Origin of the sequence: Planosporangium mesophilum (assembly GCF_016863255.1) — a bacterium.
In the GTDB taxonomy this organism is placed as follows: Bacteria; Actinomycetota; Actinomycetes; order Mycobacteriales; family Micromonosporaceae; genus Planosporangium; species Planosporangium mesophilum.
The window spans coordinates 27,572-41,457 of sequence record NZ_BOON01000067.1 but is presented as its reverse complement, the minus strand read 5'-3'; the positions used below and the strand labels follow the sequence as shown (position 1 = coordinate 41,457).

At 71.6% G+C, this 13,886-nt stretch carries 18 protein-coding genes; all 18 read left to right on the top strand.

Translation table 11 applies throughout. The features are described from left to right. Positions 1–291: hypothetical protein (locus Pme01_RS28675; RefSeq protein ID WP_203935938.1), on the top strand; the 291-nt coding region annotated here is incomplete at its 5' end. A 125-nt stretch (positions 292–416) separates the two neighbouring features. After that, a complete protein-coding gene (locus tag Pme01_RS28670; protein WP_168117963.1) occupies positions 417–740 on the top strand; it encodes a hypothetical protein in 324 nt (107 codons plus the stop codon). Positions 741–889: 149 nt separating this feature from the next. Further along, positions 890–1,240: a flagellar basal body rod protein FlgB gene (locus Pme01_RS28665; protein WP_168117964.1), complete on the top strand. Its 351-nt coding sequence runs from the start codon at positions 890–892 to the stop codon at positions 1,238–1,240. A gap of 1 nt (position 1,241) precedes the next feature. Then, positions 1,242–1,664, top strand: a complete 423-nt coding sequence (locus tag Pme01_RS28660; RefSeq protein WP_168117965.1) for a flagellar basal body rod protein FlgC — start codon at positions 1,242–1,244, stop codon at positions 1,662–1,664. Next, positions 1,661–1,972, top strand: coding sequence for a flagellar hook-basal body complex protein FliE (gene fliE, locus Pme01_RS28655; protein WP_168117966.1), 312 nt, complete (start codon positions 1,661–1,663; stop codon positions 1,970–1,972). The genes Pme01_RS28660 and fliE overlap by 4 nt, the downstream gene beginning before the upstream one ends. Further along, entirely contained in the window at positions 1,972–3,594 is a 1,623-nt protein-coding gene (gene fliF, locus Pme01_RS28650; RefSeq protein WP_168117967.1) for a flagellar basal-body MS-ring/collar protein FliF, read from the top strand. The genes fliE and fliF overlap by 1 nt, the downstream gene beginning before the upstream one ends. Before the next feature lie 2 nt (positions 3,595–3,596). Then, positions 3,597–4,613, top strand: a complete 1,017-nt coding sequence (gene fliG / locus Pme01_RS28645) for a flagellar motor switch protein FliG (protein ID WP_168117968.1) — start codon at positions 3,597–3,599, stop codon at positions 4,611–4,613. Next, on the top strand, positions 4,594–5,256 hold the full coding sequence (locus Pme01_RS28640) for a FliH/SctL family protein (protein ID WP_203935937.1): 663 nt from the start codon (positions 4,594–4,596) through the stop codon (positions 5,254–5,256). The genes fliG and Pme01_RS28640 overlap by 20 nt, the downstream gene beginning before the upstream one ends. Beyond that, on the top strand, positions 5,253–6,566 hold the full coding sequence (locus Pme01_RS28635) for a FliI/YscN family ATPase (RefSeq protein WP_168117970.1): 1,314 nt from the start codon (positions 5,253–5,255) through the stop codon (positions 6,564–6,566). The genes Pme01_RS28640 and Pme01_RS28635 overlap by 4 nt, the downstream gene beginning before the upstream one ends. Continuing rightward, positions 6,563–6,988, top strand: a complete 426-nt coding sequence (locus tag Pme01_RS28630; protein ID WP_168117971.1) for a flagellar FliJ family protein — start codon at positions 6,563–6,565, stop codon at positions 6,986–6,988. The genes Pme01_RS28635 and Pme01_RS28630 overlap by 4 nt, the downstream gene beginning before the upstream one ends. Beyond that, positions 6,985–7,947, top strand: coding sequence for a transglycosylase SLT domain-containing protein (locus Pme01_RS28625; RefSeq protein ID WP_168117972.1), 963 nt, complete (start codon positions 6,985–6,987; stop codon positions 7,945–7,947). The genes Pme01_RS28630 and Pme01_RS28625 overlap by 4 nt, the downstream gene beginning before the upstream one ends. Beyond that, on the top strand, positions 7,944–9,464 hold the full coding sequence (locus Pme01_RS28620) for a flagellar hook-length control protein FliK (RefSeq protein ID WP_168117973.1): 1,521 nt from the start codon (positions 7,944–7,946) through the stop codon (positions 9,462–9,464). The genes Pme01_RS28625 and Pme01_RS28620 overlap by 4 nt, the downstream gene beginning before the upstream one ends. Before the next feature lie 14 nt (positions 9,465–9,478). After that, entirely contained in the window at positions 9,479–9,910 is a 432-nt protein-coding gene (locus Pme01_RS28615) for a flagellar hook capping FlgD N-terminal domain-containing protein (protein WP_168117974.1), read from the top strand. A gap of 28 nt (positions 9,911–9,938) precedes the next feature. Then, positions 9,939–11,144 (top strand): flagellar hook protein FlgE, encoded by a 1,206-nt coding sequence (locus tag Pme01_RS28610; protein WP_168117975.1) that lies wholly within the window; start codon positions 9,939–9,941, stop codon positions 11,142–11,144. Positions 11,145–11,360: 216 nt separating this feature from the next. Beyond that, complete coding sequence (locus Pme01_RS28605; protein ID WP_168117976.1) at positions 11,361–11,657, top strand: flagellar FlbD family protein; 297 nt, start codon at positions 11,361–11,363, stop codon at positions 11,655–11,657. Next, a complete protein-coding gene (locus Pme01_RS28600; protein ID WP_168117977.1) occupies positions 11,657–12,430 on the top strand; it encodes a motility protein A in 774 nt (257 codons plus the stop codon). Before Pme01_RS28605 ends, Pme01_RS28600 begins: the two co-directional genes overlap by 1 nt. 34 nt (positions 12,431–12,464) lie before the next feature. Further along, the gene (locus Pme01_RS28595; RefSeq protein ID WP_168117978.1) at positions 12,465–13,367 is read left to right on the top strand and encodes an OmpA/MotB family protein; all 903 of its coding nucleotides are present in this window, start codon (positions 12,465–12,467) and stop codon (positions 13,365–13,367) included. A gap of 30 nt (positions 13,368–13,397) precedes the next feature. After that, entirely contained in the window at positions 13,398–13,835 is a 438-nt protein-coding gene (locus Pme01_RS28590; RefSeq protein WP_168117979.1) for a flagellar basal body-associated FliL family protein, read from the top strand. The last annotated feature ends 51 nt before the right edge of the window (positions 13,836–13,886 follow it).

The window sequence follows — 13,886 nt, the reverse complement described above, 5'->3', positions numbered from 1 at the left end:
GGGCGCCTGCCGCTCATGCGCGCCATGGAGTGGGCGGTACGCCTGCGCGAGCACGGCTTCGCGACGGACTGCGCGCTGCTGGCACTGGCCGGCAATCCCGGCCGGTCCCCCCGTGAGCGCGTCCTGGCGGCCGCGATGGCGTTCGAGCTGTTCTCCGACGAGCGCGCGATGCCCCTTCTGGAGGACGCGCTCGGCGCCGTACCCGACGACGAGAACGACCGGGTGCTCCAGGAGCTGCGGCAGCTGGCCCCCACCATCGCAGCAGCCATCGAGCCCGCCGGCGTGGCCTGACCCGACGCCGGCGCTCGGGGCGCGAGCCGGACGCCAGGGGACACACCACCCACCGAAGTCCTCAGGTGCCCTTTTCGCCAGCCGACAGGACAGGCGTGAACAACGACCAGCGGACATCGGCCGACGTGGCACGCGTTGTCGTCGAGATCGACCCGGAGCGGTTCACCCGGTCCGGCGCGGTCGTGCTCACCACCGCGCTGGAGATCGTGGGCGCCGCTGACGGTGCCGAACTCGCGCTCGTCGTACGCGGGGTCGACAAGATCACTCCCAAGCTCAGCGAAGCGCTGTCGGGCATCGTCGCGACGGTCGCGCCACCCACCGCCCTACCCGAGATCGTGCTCTACGGCGAACGGGACGCCGTCGCTCTGCCCGCGGAGCTGCGCGTCGCGGCGGCCGGATCCGCGGCCGCCGTGCTCGCCCTGACCCGGTGGGCCGCCGACGTCGGATGAGACGTCGGCGGCGTCACCGCACCCGGTTGGCAACCGGGAAGCCTTTCAAGCCCTGCGCTCCCTGCCGATGAGATGTCCGAGCACGGAGCGCTCAACTTCTCGCCACGGACCGGCGACCCATTCCCCGTCGCCGAAGGGAGCAGCCTCCGATGCTGGACGACGTCACGTCCGTCACCCTGCGCACCGCGCTTTCCGCGCTCAGCCTGCGCCAGCGCGTCATCGCGGACAACATCGCGAACATCGAGACGCCCAACTTCCACGCCCGCAAGGTCTCCTTCGAGCAGGCCCTGGGTGCCGCCGTCTCCAACGGCGACGACCCCGCCGGCGTGGCGCCCTCCATCGCTCGCTCGCTGGAGCCGACCCGGCTGGACGGCAACAACGTCAACCTCGACGAGGAGACGATCTCCGGCATCGACACCGGCCTGCGGTACCAGCTCGCGCTGAACGCGATGAACAGCAAGTTCGGGCTGCTGACCAGCGTGATCAAGGGAGCGGCGTGAGATGAGCCTGCCCACCTTCGGCGCGATCGGCATCGCCGGTACCGGCCTCACCGTGTACCGCAAGTGGCTCGACGCGGTCTCCGACAACCTCTCGAACATGAACAACGCGAGCCCGACCAGCGGCTCCGCGTTCCAGGCGCGCTACGTCATCGCGCAGGCCCAGGCCGACTCCACGACCGGCCAGGGCGCCGGCGTCGCGGTCGGCGGCACGGTCCTGAGCGGCAACGCCGAGGGCCGGCTCGTGTACGAGCCGGAGCACCCGCTCGCCGACGCCAACGGCTACGTCCGCTACCCGGACATCGACCTCGGCAGCCAGATGGCCCAGATGATGATGGCCCAGCGCGGCTACCAGGCGAATCTCAGCGTGGTCGACCGCGCGAAGACCGCGTACGAGGCCGCTCTCCAGTTGGGGAAGAACTCATGAGCATTCCAGGCATCGACGCGATCGGCGCCATCACTCCCGCCCTGCCACTGTCGGGTACCGCCGCGGCCGCACCGGCGGCCGCGTCCGGTTCCGACTTCGCCGCCGCGCTCGGCCGCGGCCTCGAAAACCTCCAGCAGGTACAGAGCAAGGCCGACGACCTCGCCGTCCAGGCGGCGACGGGCACGCTCGCCGATCCGGCCCAGTACATGATCGCCAGTACCGAGGCGTCCCTGGCCACCCAGCTCACCGTGGCCGTCCGTAACAAGGCGCTCGAGGCGTTCAACGAGATCATGAGGATGCAGGCCTGATGCGTGATCGCGTTACCGCCGTACTCCGTCGCGTCGTCGAGACCTTCCAGTCGTTCACCCCCGGCCAGCGGGCGATCTCCATCTTCGCGGTCGTCGCGCTCGCCGTCGGTGGTTACTTCTTCTCCACCTGGGCCGCGCAGCCCACGTACGCTCCGCTGTTCAACAACCTCGCACCGGCCGACGCCAGCGCGATCGTCGACAAGCTGAACGCCGACGGGGTGCCCTACCAGCTCACCAACGGCGGCCAGACGATCACGGTGCCGCAGGACCAGGTGTACGCCCAGCGGATCAAGCTCAGTGGCGCCGGACTGCCGGCGCAGGCCGACACCGGGTACGCACTGCTCGACAAGCAGGGCGTCATGACCAGCGACTTCATGCAGCAGGTCGGCTACCAACGGGCGCTCGAGGGCGAGCTGAACAAGACGATCAAGTCGATCGCCGGGGTCCAGTCGGCCGCCGTCCACCTGGCCATCCCGACCAAGGACGTGTTCGCCGACAACCAGCAGAAGCCGACCGCCTCGGTCCTCGTCCAGACCGGGCCGAGCGGGAAGCTGTCGTCGCCGCAGGCGCAGGCGATCGTCCACCTCGTCTCGTCGAGCGTGCCCGGCCTGGAGCCGTCCAAGGTGACCCTGGTCGGCGCGGACGGCAAGGTGCTCTCCACCGACGACGCCGCCGGCGCCAGCGGTGCGGCGGACGCCCGCACCCAGCAGACCCAGGCGTTCGAGCAGCGCATGGGCAGCTCGCTGCAGCAGATGCTCGACCAGGTGGTGGGTCCCGGCCACGCGGCCGTGCAGGTCACCGCCGACCTCGACTTCGACCAGACCGAGACCAAGACCCAGAAGTACGTCGCCGACCCGAACACGCCGCCGCTGGCCGAGACCAAGAAGACCGAGACGTACACCGGCAACGGCACGATGGGCGCCGGCGTCCTCGGCCCGGACAACATCCAGGTGCCCGGCGGGACCGGCGGCGCCAACAACGGGTACAACGCGCAGTCGGAGACCCGCAACAACGCGGTCGGCATGGTCACCGAGACCCGCAAGTCCGCGCCCGGTTCGGTACGGAAGCTGTCGGTGGCGGTCATGCTCGACAGCGCCACCGCCAAGGGCGCGAACGAGGCCCAGCTCCAGCAGTTGGTGTCGTCGGCGGTCGGGCTGGACGCGGCCCGCGGTGACACGATCGCGCTGAGCACGGTCCCGTTCGACAAGTCCGCGTCCGACGCCAACGCCAAGGCGCTGGCCGACGCCAAGAAGGCCGAGGAGCAGGACCGGCTGTACTCGCTGGCCAAGACCGGCGGGATCGTCGCCGCGATCCTCCTCCTGATGTTCTTCGCCTGGCTGCGGTCCCGGCGTCGCAACAAGCGGCTCCGCCGCCTGCAGGCCGAGATCGCCTCGGCCAACGAGGAGCGGCTGCAGCTCGAGCTGGCCAACGCCCGCGCGGCGCTGGAGGCCGAGGGCGGCGAGACCGCGCGGCTGGCGATCACACCGGGCGGCGGCCCCAACGACGAGGAAGCCGCCGCCGAGCGCGAGCTGCGACAGCGGGAGATCAGCAGCCTGGTCGAGCAGCAGCCTGACGAGGTCGCCCAGGTGCTGCGCGGCTGGCTCGCGGACCGGAGGAGCTGACGATGACAACCGAGACCGCTCAGATCTCCGGGGTCCGCAAGGCCGCGATCATGCTCGTCCAGATGGGCAAGGAGCAGTCGGCGAAGGTCCTGGCGCAGATGCGCGAGGCCGAGGTCGAGGAGATCACCGCCGAGATCATGCGGCTGGGGACGATCGACGCCGCGACCGCCGGGTCCGTGATGGACGAGTTCCACAACATGGCCGTGGCCAACAAGTACGCCCACCAGGGCGGTATGGACTACGCCAAGGAGCTGCTGGAGGCGTCGCTCGGCCGGGAGGCGGCCGAGGCGGTGGTCAACCGACTCTCCGCGGCGTTCGTGGAGATGCCGTTCGGCTTCCTCCAGAAGGCCGACCCGCGCCAGGTGCTGTCGTTCGTACAGGAGGAGCACCCGCAGACCATCGCGCTGGTCCTGGCCCACATGCCGGCCGTGATGGCCTCGCAGATCCTGTCCGGCCTCGCCGGCGAGCTGCAGGCCGACGTCGCCCACCGCATCGCGGTCATGGACCGGACCTCGCCGGACATCATCCGGCAGGTCGAGGCGACCCTGGAGCGCAAGCTCTCCTCGGTGCTCCAGCCCAGCGACCTGTCCGCCGTCGGCGGCCTGCAGCCGCTGGTCGACATCATCAACCGCGCCGACCGCGCCACCGAGCGGCTGATCCTGGAGGGCCTCGCAGCCCGGGACCCCGAGCTGGCCGACGAGGTCCGCTCGAAGATGTTCATGTTCGAGGACATCACCAGCCTCGACGACCGCGCGGTCCAGCTCGTCCTGCGGCAGGTCGAGACGAACGACCTGGCGACCGCGCTCAAGGGTGTCCGCGAGGACGTCCGCGACAAGGTCACCCGCAACCTGTCCGAGCGCGCCGCCGAAAACCTGCTCGACGAGATCGAGATGCTCGGCGCGGTACGGCTGCGGCAGGTCGAGGAGTCCCAAGCGAAGATCGTCCAGGTCATCCGCACGCTCGAGGAGTCGGGCCAGATCATGATCAGGCGGGGTGACGATGACGAATTCGTGGCCTAGTACGGTCGTCCGCGGCGAGCGGGCGGTGACTGCCGCCCGCTTCGACGTCGACCTGCGCGAGCAGCCCACCCTGCCGAACGAGGTGGCCGACCGGCTGCGCGCCGAGGCGCAGGCCTCCGGGTACGCCACCGGCTGGGCGCAGGGCCGCCGGGAGGCAGAGGTCGCCGCCCGGGTCGGCCGGGAACGGACCGCGGCACAGGTACGCGAGCAGGCCGAGATGCAGGCCCTCCGGGTCGAGCAGGCGATCGCCGCCGTCACCCGGGCCGCAGCCGGCCTGGAGCGGCAGATGGTGCCGGCCGCCGCCGAGTTCGAGGACCTCATCGTCGGCGCGGCGTTCACCCTCGCCGAGGCGATCCTCGGACGCGAACTGGCGATGGCGACCGACCCCGGCCGCGACGCCGTCGCGCGGGCCCTCGCGCTCGCCCCGGCCGGGCGGCCGATCACGGTACGGCTGCACCCGAGCGATCACGCGACGGTGACCGGAGGGCAGTTCGGGTCCGTTCAGATGGACGGACGCACGGTCACGCTCGTCGCCGATCCCACCCTCCAGTCGGGGGACGCGGTCGCCGAGTGCGACGCCACCACGATCGACGCCCGGATCGCGCCCGCGTTGGCCCGGGTACGGGAGGTACTGGGACTGTGACGGCGCTCCTGGAGCAGCGGCTGCACGCCGCCACCACCGCCGCCAAGCCGCTCGCCGCCGGACGGGTCGAGAGCGTACTGGGCCTGTCGGTGACCGTCCGCGGCATCTCCGGCAGCGTCGGGGACCTCGTCTCCATCACGACCGGCGGCGCCCAGGTGCCGGCGGAGGTGGTGGCACTCGACAGCGACCGGCTCACCTGCCTGCCGCTGGGCCCGCTGGACGGCATCGGCGCCGGCAACCCGGTCGTGTCGAGCGGCGGCCCGCTGCAGGTCACCGTCGGCGATCACCTGCGTGGACGGGTACTCGACGGGCTCGGCCGGCCGATGGACGGCGGCCCGCCGCTCTTCGGCGGCGAGCGTGTCGGCGTGGACCTGCCGGCCCCGAACGCCCTGGCCCGCGGCCGGGTCTGCGAGCCGCTGTCGCTGGGCGTCCGGGCGATGGACACCCTGATCCCGGCCGGCCGCGGCCAGCGGATGGGCATCTTCGCCGGCTCCGGCGTCGGGAAGTCGAGCCTGCTGTCGATGATCACCCGCGGTACCGAGGCCGAGATCAGCGTGATCGCGCTGGTCGGCGAGCGTGGTCGCGAGGTACGCGAGTTCCTGGAGAACGACCTGGGCCCGGAGGGGCTCGCGCGTTCGGTGGTGGTGGTCGCCACCTCCGACCAGCCCCCGCTGGTACGCCTGCGCGCCTGCTTCGTGGCCACCCGCATCGCCGAGTGGTTCCGCGACCAGGGCCGCGACGTCCTGCTGATGATGGACAGCCTCACCCGGGCCGCGATGGCCCAGCGCGAGGTCGGGCTGTCCGCCGGCGAGCCGCCGGCCACCCGCGGGTACCCACCGTCGGTCTTCGCCCTGCTCCCCCGCCTGCTGGAGCGGGCCGGGCCGGGCGCGGTCGGCACCATCACCGGCCTGTACACCGTGCTGGTCGACGGTGACGACCACAACGAGCCGATCGCCGACGCGGCGCGGTCCATCCTGGACGGCCACGTCGTACTGACCCGCAAGCTCGCCACCTCCGGCCACTTCCCCAGCATCGACGTGCTGGAGTCGGTTTCCCGGGTGGCGAACGCGGTCACCAGCCGCGAGCAGCGCGCCGCCGCCATGGAGCTGCGCCGGATGCTGGCGGCGTACCGCGACGTCCGCGAGCTGGTCGAGATCGGCGCATACGTGACGGGTACCAACCCGGACGCCGACCGGGCCTCGGCGCTCATGCCGGCGATCAACACGTTCCTGCGGCAGGACCTGGAAGAACCCACCACGGCTGCCGAGGCGTGGAACGCCCTGGCCATGATCCTTCAGGCGGGACTATGAAATTCCGGCTGAGCAGCGTGCTGCGAGCCCGGCACGCCCAGGAGAACTCGGCGCGCGGCCGGCTGCTGCACGCCCGCCAGGAGGCCGCCGAGGCCGCGGAGCGGGTACGCCGGATGGACGCCGCGATCGGCGCGCGTCCCCGCCCCGACTCCCCGAACGGCCTCGCGTTCGCCGCCACCATGTGGGCCAACCAGGCGATGGCGGGCGAACTCGCCATCGCTGTGGCGGCTGTGGCCGTTGCCGCGGGCGCCGTGGACGAGCGCGCCGCGGAGCTGACCGACGCCGCCACCCGCCGGCGCGTCGTCGAGAAGCTCGGTGAGCGCCACGCCGAGGCCGAACGGGCCGCCGAGGAGGCCGCCGCGCAGCTCGAGGCCGACGACCTGACCAGTAGCCGCGACCGAGGGGGGAACCGTACGCGATGACGCTTGTCGACGTCACGACGCGCATCCAGCAGATCCGGTCGCAGCTCGGCCTGGACCGGACCGCCGCTACCACCGCCACCAGCGGAGTCGCCTTCGCCGAGGCCCTCGGCGCCGTCCAGGGCGCCGACGGCTCCGCCTCGGCCGGTGGGGTGACCGGTGACGCCGTCGTCGCCTCCGCCCGCAAGTACCTCGGTGTCCCGTACGTGTTCGGCGGCAACGACCCGGCGAAGGGGCTGGACTGCTCTTCACTGGTCCAGCGCGCCTACGGCGACCTCGGCATCAAGCTGCCGCGTATCGCTGCCGACCAGGCGCGCGAGGGTCAGCCGGTGGCGAGCCTGGCCCAGGCCAAGCCCGGCGACCTGCTGGCGTTCAACTCCCCCGTCGACCACATCGCGATCTACATCGGCGACGGCAAGATGATCGCCGCGCCGAAGCCCGGCGACGTGGTGAAGATCCAGAACGTGTACGCGACGCCGACGGCGATCCGGCGCGTCCTGCCGGACGCCGCCCCGTCCGTCCTGCCGGCGCTGCGCCCGTCCTCGCTGTCCGGCACGGCCGGCGCGGCCGACGTACCGTACGCCGACCTGTTCGCCGGCGCCTCCGCGAAGTACGGCCTGCCGCCGACCCTGCTCGCCGCCGTGGCGAAGGTCGAGTCCGGCTACAACCAGCGCGCGGTCAGCCCGGCCGGCGCGCAGGGCCTGATGCAGATCATGCCCGCCACCGCCCGTGGCCTCGGCGTGAACCCGCTCGACCCGGCGCAGGCCATCGACGGCGCGGCCCGGCTGTTGCAGAAGAACATCCGCGAGTTCGGCTCGCTGCCGCTGGCGCTGGCCGCCTACAACGCCGGCGGCGGGGCGGTGCGCAAGTACGGCGGCATCCCGCCGTTCGCGGAGACCCAGGCATACGTACCCAAGGTCCAGGCCGCGATGGCCGCCCTGGGAGGGAAGGGACAGTGGTGACGGTACTTCCGGTCAACGCGCCGGCCACCCGTACGCCGACGCCAGGCAAGGCCGCGCCGGCCAGGGACGACGCGTTCAACTCGGTTCTCTCGGCGCTGGTCGGCGGCGCCGCCGCGGAGCCGCGGCCGAAGGCGGAGCCGCGGCCGAAGGCGGACCCACGGTCCGCGGCTGACCCGCGGCCTGCGGCGGACGGGCGGTCGAAGGCTGACCCGGCCGGTGACGCCCGCCGCAGCGGGCGAGCCGACGCCGACGCACCCGACGCCGACGGTACGGCCCCGGGCCCCGGAGACCCGACTGTCGGCGGCACCGTCCCCGGCGACCGGGCCGGCCACAGGCTGCCGGGTGACCGGACGGACGCGGACGCCGCCACGGCCGCGACCGCGGCGACCGCCGCTACGGCGGCGACCGTCGCCTGGCTGGTGATGGCGGGCGTACAGGGCGGCGCCTCGGTGGAGGCCGCCGGTGCTGCCGGCGTTACCGGCGTCGGCGGGGTGGCCGCCGGCGGCGGCCCGGCCACGGCCGGAGCCACCGCGGGCTGGCCGGGTGCCGGCGAGGTGCCGGCCGCCGGCGCGGCCGATGCAGCCGGCACAGCCGGTGTACCTGCCCCTGCCTTCGGCATGGCCGCGGGCGTCGGGACGACCCCGGCGGCAGCGGCTACCGGTACGGCGGCAACGGTCGCCACGCCGGCCGCGCCCACGACCCCGGCCGGGTCGGTGGCGTCGGGCGGACCGACCGCCGCACCCACGACGGACGCTCAGGCGTCGGCCGCCCAGGCGACGGACGGCCGATCGCCGGCTGCGACGGGCACCCAGCCCACCCGGCCCGTCGCCGCGGACACGGCACCGGCCCAGCCGGCCGGGCCGGCCGTCACCGGTACCCCGACGCCGGTCGGACCCGCCCCCCAGGCCGGACCGGCGAGCGGCGAGCGGGACGGCCGTAGCCGCGACGGCGACGACCCGGCCGCGACGCCGACGGCCGGCGCCACCGCGACCGATGCGTTGGCCGCCGCCTCGGGCGCCATGCCCACCGCCGCGCCCGCGCCCACCTCGGCCGTCACCCCGACCCTGCCGCCGGCCGCCGCGCCGGCCACCCCGCCGACGCACGCGACCCAGCTCGCCGAGCGCCTGGCTCCGCTGCAGAAGGGTCCGGACGGCGTACATCGGTTGACGATCCACCTCAACCCGGGCGATCTCGGGCCGATCAGGGTTACGGCGGAAGTCCGCGGCGGGGACATCCATGTCCACTTCGCCGGCGCGACGGACGCCGCCCGGGACGCGCTGCGCGCGGCACTTCCCGAGCTGCGTAAGGAGTTGCAGGCCTCCGGGTTCGGTTCGAGCTCGCTGGACGTGTCGCGGGACACACCCGGCCACGGCGGTACGCCGGGCCGGCACACCCGCGACGACCAGCCGGGTACCCGCACCGGGCCGGGGGGCGACGAGCGTACCGAGCGGCATTCCCGCCCGGTCGCCGACAACGCCCCCCGCCATCGAGGCGCCGGCCTCGACCTGCACGTGTAGACCGAAGGAGTCCCGTGAGCAGTCCCATCAGCCCGATCAGCGACATCACCAGTGGTGCGCTGACGCCCACGTCCACCCGTAAGACGGGGGGCGAACTGGGCAAGGACGACTTCATGAAGCTGCTCGTCGCGCAGCTGCGCTACCAGGACCCGAGCAGCCCGAGCGACCCGAGCGCGTTCATGGCTCAGACCGCGCAGTTCACCATGCTCGAGAAGCTCACCAACCTGGCCGACGCCCAGCAGCAGCTGGTGGCCGCACAGCTCCAGTTCGGAGCGAGCAATCTGGTCGGCAAGACCGTCAGCTACGTCGGCGCCGACGGCACGGAGACGACCGGGGTCGTCACCGCCGCAACGTTCACGGGCAGCAACCCGACCGTCAGGGTCGGGGACACGGACGTACCGCTGTCCTCCGTCAAGGAAGTCCGCAGCAGCAGCACCGCCGGCTGACCGGCATCCCCTTACCGAGGAAGGCACCATGCTCCGTTCCCTGTTCAGTGGTATCACCGGCCTGCGCGCCCACCAGACGATGATGGACGTGACCGGCAACAACATCGCCAACGTCAACACCGCGGGGTACAAGACCTCGCAGAGCGTGTTCGAGGACACGCTGAGCCAGATGCTGCGCGCCGCCGGTGCGCCGCAGGGCGGCGTCGGCGGCACCAACCCGGCCCAGGTCGGCCTGGGCGTACGGGTGGCCGGCATCGCCACCAACTTCAGCCAGGGCGCCGCGCAGAACACCGGGCGCAGCACCGACCTGATGATCAGCGGTGACGGCTTCTTCGTCGTCCGCAATGGCGCCGAGAACCTGTACACCCGCTCGGGCGCGTTCTCCTTCGACGGCAACGGCACCCTGGTCGGCCCGGGCGGCGGCGTCGTGCAGGGCTGGACCGCGACCAACGGCGTCGTCGACACCAACAAGCCGATGGAAGACGTGACGCTGCCGATGGGCACCCTGCTCCCGCCGGTCGCCACGACCGGCATGGAGGTCGGCGGCAACCTGCCGGGCGACACCACGAGCACCACGCCCATCGCCATGTCGATGACCACGTACGACCAGCAGGGCAACAAGGTCAACCTGACCGTGACGTTCACCAGGAGCACGGCCACGATGACGCCCCCGGCCGTGGCCGGCTGGGACGTGTCGGTGAGCGACGGGGTGGGGACGCCCAGCACGACGACCCTCGAGTTCGACAGCGCCGGCAAGCGGACGGGCACCAGCCCGACCAGCGTCGGCTTCGGCGCCGTCACCGTCGACCTGTCCGGTGTCACCAACTACGCCGGTTCGTCGACGGTGGCCGCGCTGAGCCAGAACGGCTCGGCGATGGGCTCGCTCCAGTCGTTCACGATCTCGCCGGACGGCACCCTTGTCGGGGTGTTCTCCAACGGACTCAAGCAGCCGCTCGCGCAGATCGCCCTGGCGACGTTCAACAACGCGCCCGGTCTGGAGAAGGCCGGCGGCTCGATGTACCGCACGTCCGTCAACTCGGGCGCGCCGCAGCTCGGCACGGCCGGCAGCGGCGGCCGGGGCGACCTGCAGGGCGGCTCCCTGGAAATGTCCAACGTGGACCTCGCCCAGGAGTTCACCAACCTGATCATCGCCCAGCGCGGTTTCCAGGCCAACTCGAAGGTCATCAGCACCTCCGACGAACTGCTCAACGACCTGGTGAACCTCAAGCGCTAGTCGCCTCGGGCCGCCACGCCTGCGGGGGTGGTGAGCCGGTTGCCCGTCAGCCGGTTCGCCGCCCCCGCGTCCGTATCGGCCGACAATCCCTCAGCCCGTCCCCAAATCCGCCGATGTTACCGGCAGACCCAAGGATGGGTCCCCAGACTGTCGCGCCGCCGGCCACGAGCCGCGGCGGGGCCGCCGCCCGACCACCCGCTCCAAGGACGGACCACCGTGATACTCCTGACGCGCCTGAACGGCCCCGTCTTCGCGCTCAACCCCGACCTGGTCGAACGCGCCGACTCCACGCCCGACACGGTCATCACGCTGGTGGACGGCACGAAGTACGTCGTGAGTGAGTCGCTGGCCGAACTGGTCGCGCTGATCCGACGGTACCGCGCGTCCGTGGTCGCCGACGCCCAGCAGATGGTCGGCCAGCCCGCGGAGGCGCACCGCGAGCCCGTACCCGACGAGGGCGCCGAGGGCGAAGACCCAACCAACGTCGTCCAGCTTCACCGCAGGGAGCGCTGATGGATCCGGCAAGCCTCATCGGTGTCGGCGTCGCGTTCGCCGCCATCTTCATGGCGATGACCCTCGAGGGCACGCCGATCTCGCACATCATGCTGCCGGCACCGCTGATCCTGGTGTTCGTCGGCACCTTCGGCGTCGGCATGGCCAGCGGCATCATGCGCGACACCACCGGCTTCATCAACCAGCTGAAGAAGGCGTTCGTCGCCAAGCCCGGCAAGCCCGACGAGCTGGTCGAGACGATGGTCAAGCTGGCCGAGAAGGCCCGCCGCGAGGGTCTGCTGGCTCTCGAGGACGCGATGAAGGACGTCGAAGACCCGTTCCTCAAGCGCGGCCTGCAACTCGCCATCGACGGTACCGACTCCGAGGAGCTGCGCGAGATCCTGGAGGGCGAGGTCGACGCGAAGCGCAAGGCCGACAAGGCCGGCGCGAAGATCTTCACCGACATGGGCGGCTTCGCGCCCACCATCGGCATCATCGGTACCGTCATCGGCCTGGTCCACGTGCTGTCCAACCTCAGCCAGCCCGAACAGCTCGGCCACATGATCGCGGCGGCGTTCGTCGCCACCCTGTGGGGCATCCTGGCCGCCAACGTGATGTGGCTGCCGATCGGCAACCGGCTCAAGCGGGTATCCGAGGTCGAGTGCAACCAGATGGAGCTGGTGATCGCCGGCATCATCAACATCCAGGCCGGCGCCAACCCGCGTCTCGTCGCCCAGAAGCTGCGCAGCCTGCTGCCGCCGGGCTCGGCCGAGCCCAAGAAGAAGGCCGCCTGATGCGCGCCGGCCGCACCCCGCGTGAGGCGCCGGCATGAGCAACCACAAGGCGTCCAAGGGTCACCACAAGAGGTCCGGCGGGCACGAGGAGGAGCACGAGAACCACGAGCGGTGGCTGGTCACGTACGCGGACATGCTGACGCTGCTGATGGTGCTCTTCGTCGTACTGTTCGCGATGAGCTCGGTCGACGCCAAGAAGTTCACCGCGCTGCGCGACGGCCTGGCCAAGGGCTTCGGCGCCCCGGCGATCATGTCGGGCACCAACAACTCCGTGCAGACCGCGGGCGGTTCGAGCAGCGCCATCGATGTCGCGGCCGGGGTCGGCAAGATCCCGGCCGAGCCCCAGCAGGCTCAGGACCCGGCGCTGCAGAAGGCCGTCCAGGACGCCGACCGGGCCCGCCAGCAGCGGATGCAGCAATCCGCGCAGCAGGAGGTCGCGAACCTCGAGAAGATCAAGCAACAGATTCTCGAGGCGGCGAAGCGGCAGGGCATGCAGGAGGCCATCCGCTTCGGTATCGACGAGCGCGGCCTGGTCGTCACGATCGTGACCAGCGAGGTGATCTTCGCCGGTGACCGTGCCGACCTGCTCGCGGCGGGCCGACGGATCCTGGACTCGGTGGCACCGGCGCTGACCCCGCTCCCGAACAAGATCGAAGTGGACGGGCACACCAACCAGCTTCCGGTACCGACGATGAACTACCCCAGCGCCTGGGAACTGTCGTCGGCCCGCGCCTCCATGGTGGCGCGGTACCTGATCAACAACGGCCACCTGCCGTCCTCGCGGCTGTCGGTCTCCGGCTTCGCGGGCGAACGGCCGCTGTACGACCCGAGCGACCCCAGGGCACCGCAGCTCAATCGGCGCGTCGACATCGTCGTCCTGTCCACGCTGCCACCCGCGGAGCGCGCGCTGCTGCCGTCGGCAGCCGGCCCCAACTGACCCCGCTCCCGCGCGAACGAAGGAAAGATCATGGCTAAGGAAGAGAAGGCCGCCGAAGAGGCGCCGAAGAAGTCGAAGAAGAAGATGCTGATCATCATCGTGGCCGCGGTGGTGGTGCTGCTCGGCGGCGGTGCCGGCGGGTACTTCGCGTTCTTCAGCGGACCCAGCGCACCCAAGGCACCGGAGCCGGGCAAGGTCGTCGCCCTGGAAGCGATCACGCTCAACCTGGCCGACGGGCACTTCCTCAAGCTCAAGCTGTCCCTGCAGGCGACGCTGGACGCCACCGAGGAGCCGGACGGCAGCAAGGCGCTGGACATCGCCATCTCCCAGTTCAGCAACCGGCCGCTCGCCGAGCTGGCCTCCAACGAGGCCCGCGACAAGGCCAAGGCCGAGCTGCGCAAGAAGATCAACGAGGCGTACGAGGGTCATGTCATGGACGTGTACTTTACGGAATTTGTGATGCAATAGCCCGTTTCATGCGATTAGCGTGACGCCCACCTACCGGATACCGGGTACCAC

What these genes read in the sequence shown, in the direction of transcription:
- Pme01_RS28665 (WP_168117964.1), top strand. Translation starts at nt 890, where the DNA reads ATGCTGGACGACGTCACGTCCGTCACCCTGCGCACCGCGCTTTCCGCG.
- Pme01_RS28660 (WP_168117965.1), top strand. Translation starts at nt 1,242, where the DNA reads ATGAGCCTGCCCACCTTCGGCGCGATCGGCATCGCCGGTACCGGCCTC.
- fliE (WP_168117966.1), top strand. Translation starts at nt 1,661, where the DNA reads ATGAGCATTCCAGGCATCGACGCGATCGGCGCCATCACTCCCGCCCTG.
- fliF (WP_168117967.1), top strand. Translation starts at nt 1,972, where the DNA reads ATGCGTGATCGCGTTACCGCCGTACTCCGTCGCGTCGTCGAGACCTTC.
- fliG (WP_168117968.1), top strand. Translation starts at nt 3,597, where the DNA reads ATGACAACCGAGACCGCTCAGATCTCCGGGGTCCGCAAGGCCGCGATC.
- Pme01_RS28640 (WP_203935937.1), top strand. Translation starts at nt 4,594, where the DNA reads ATGACGAATTCGTGGCCTAGTACGGTCGTCCGCGGCGAGCGGGCGGTG.
- Pme01_RS28630 (WP_168117971.1), top strand. Translation starts at nt 6,563, where the DNA reads ATGAAATTCCGGCTGAGCAGCGTGCTGCGAGCCCGGCACGCCCAGGAG.
- Pme01_RS28625 (WP_168117972.1), top strand. Translation starts at nt 6,985, where the DNA reads ATGACGCTTGTCGACGTCACGACGCGCATCCAGCAGATCCGGTCGCAG.
- Pme01_RS28610 (WP_168117975.1), top strand. Translation starts at nt 9,939, where the DNA reads ATGCTCCGTTCCCTGTTCAGTGGTATCACCGGCCTGCGCGCCCACCAG.
- Pme01_RS28600 (WP_168117977.1), top strand. Translation starts at nt 11,657, where the DNA reads ATGGATCCGGCAAGCCTCATCGGTGTCGGCGTCGCGTTCGCCGCCATC.
- Pme01_RS28595 (WP_168117978.1), top strand. Translation starts at nt 12,465, where the DNA reads ATGAGCAACCACAAGGCGTCCAAGGGTCACCACAAGAGGTCCGGCGGG.
- Pme01_RS28590 (WP_168117979.1), top strand. Translation starts at nt 13,398, where the DNA reads ATGGCTAAGGAAGAGAAGGCCGCCGAAGAGGCGCCGAAGAAGTCGAAG.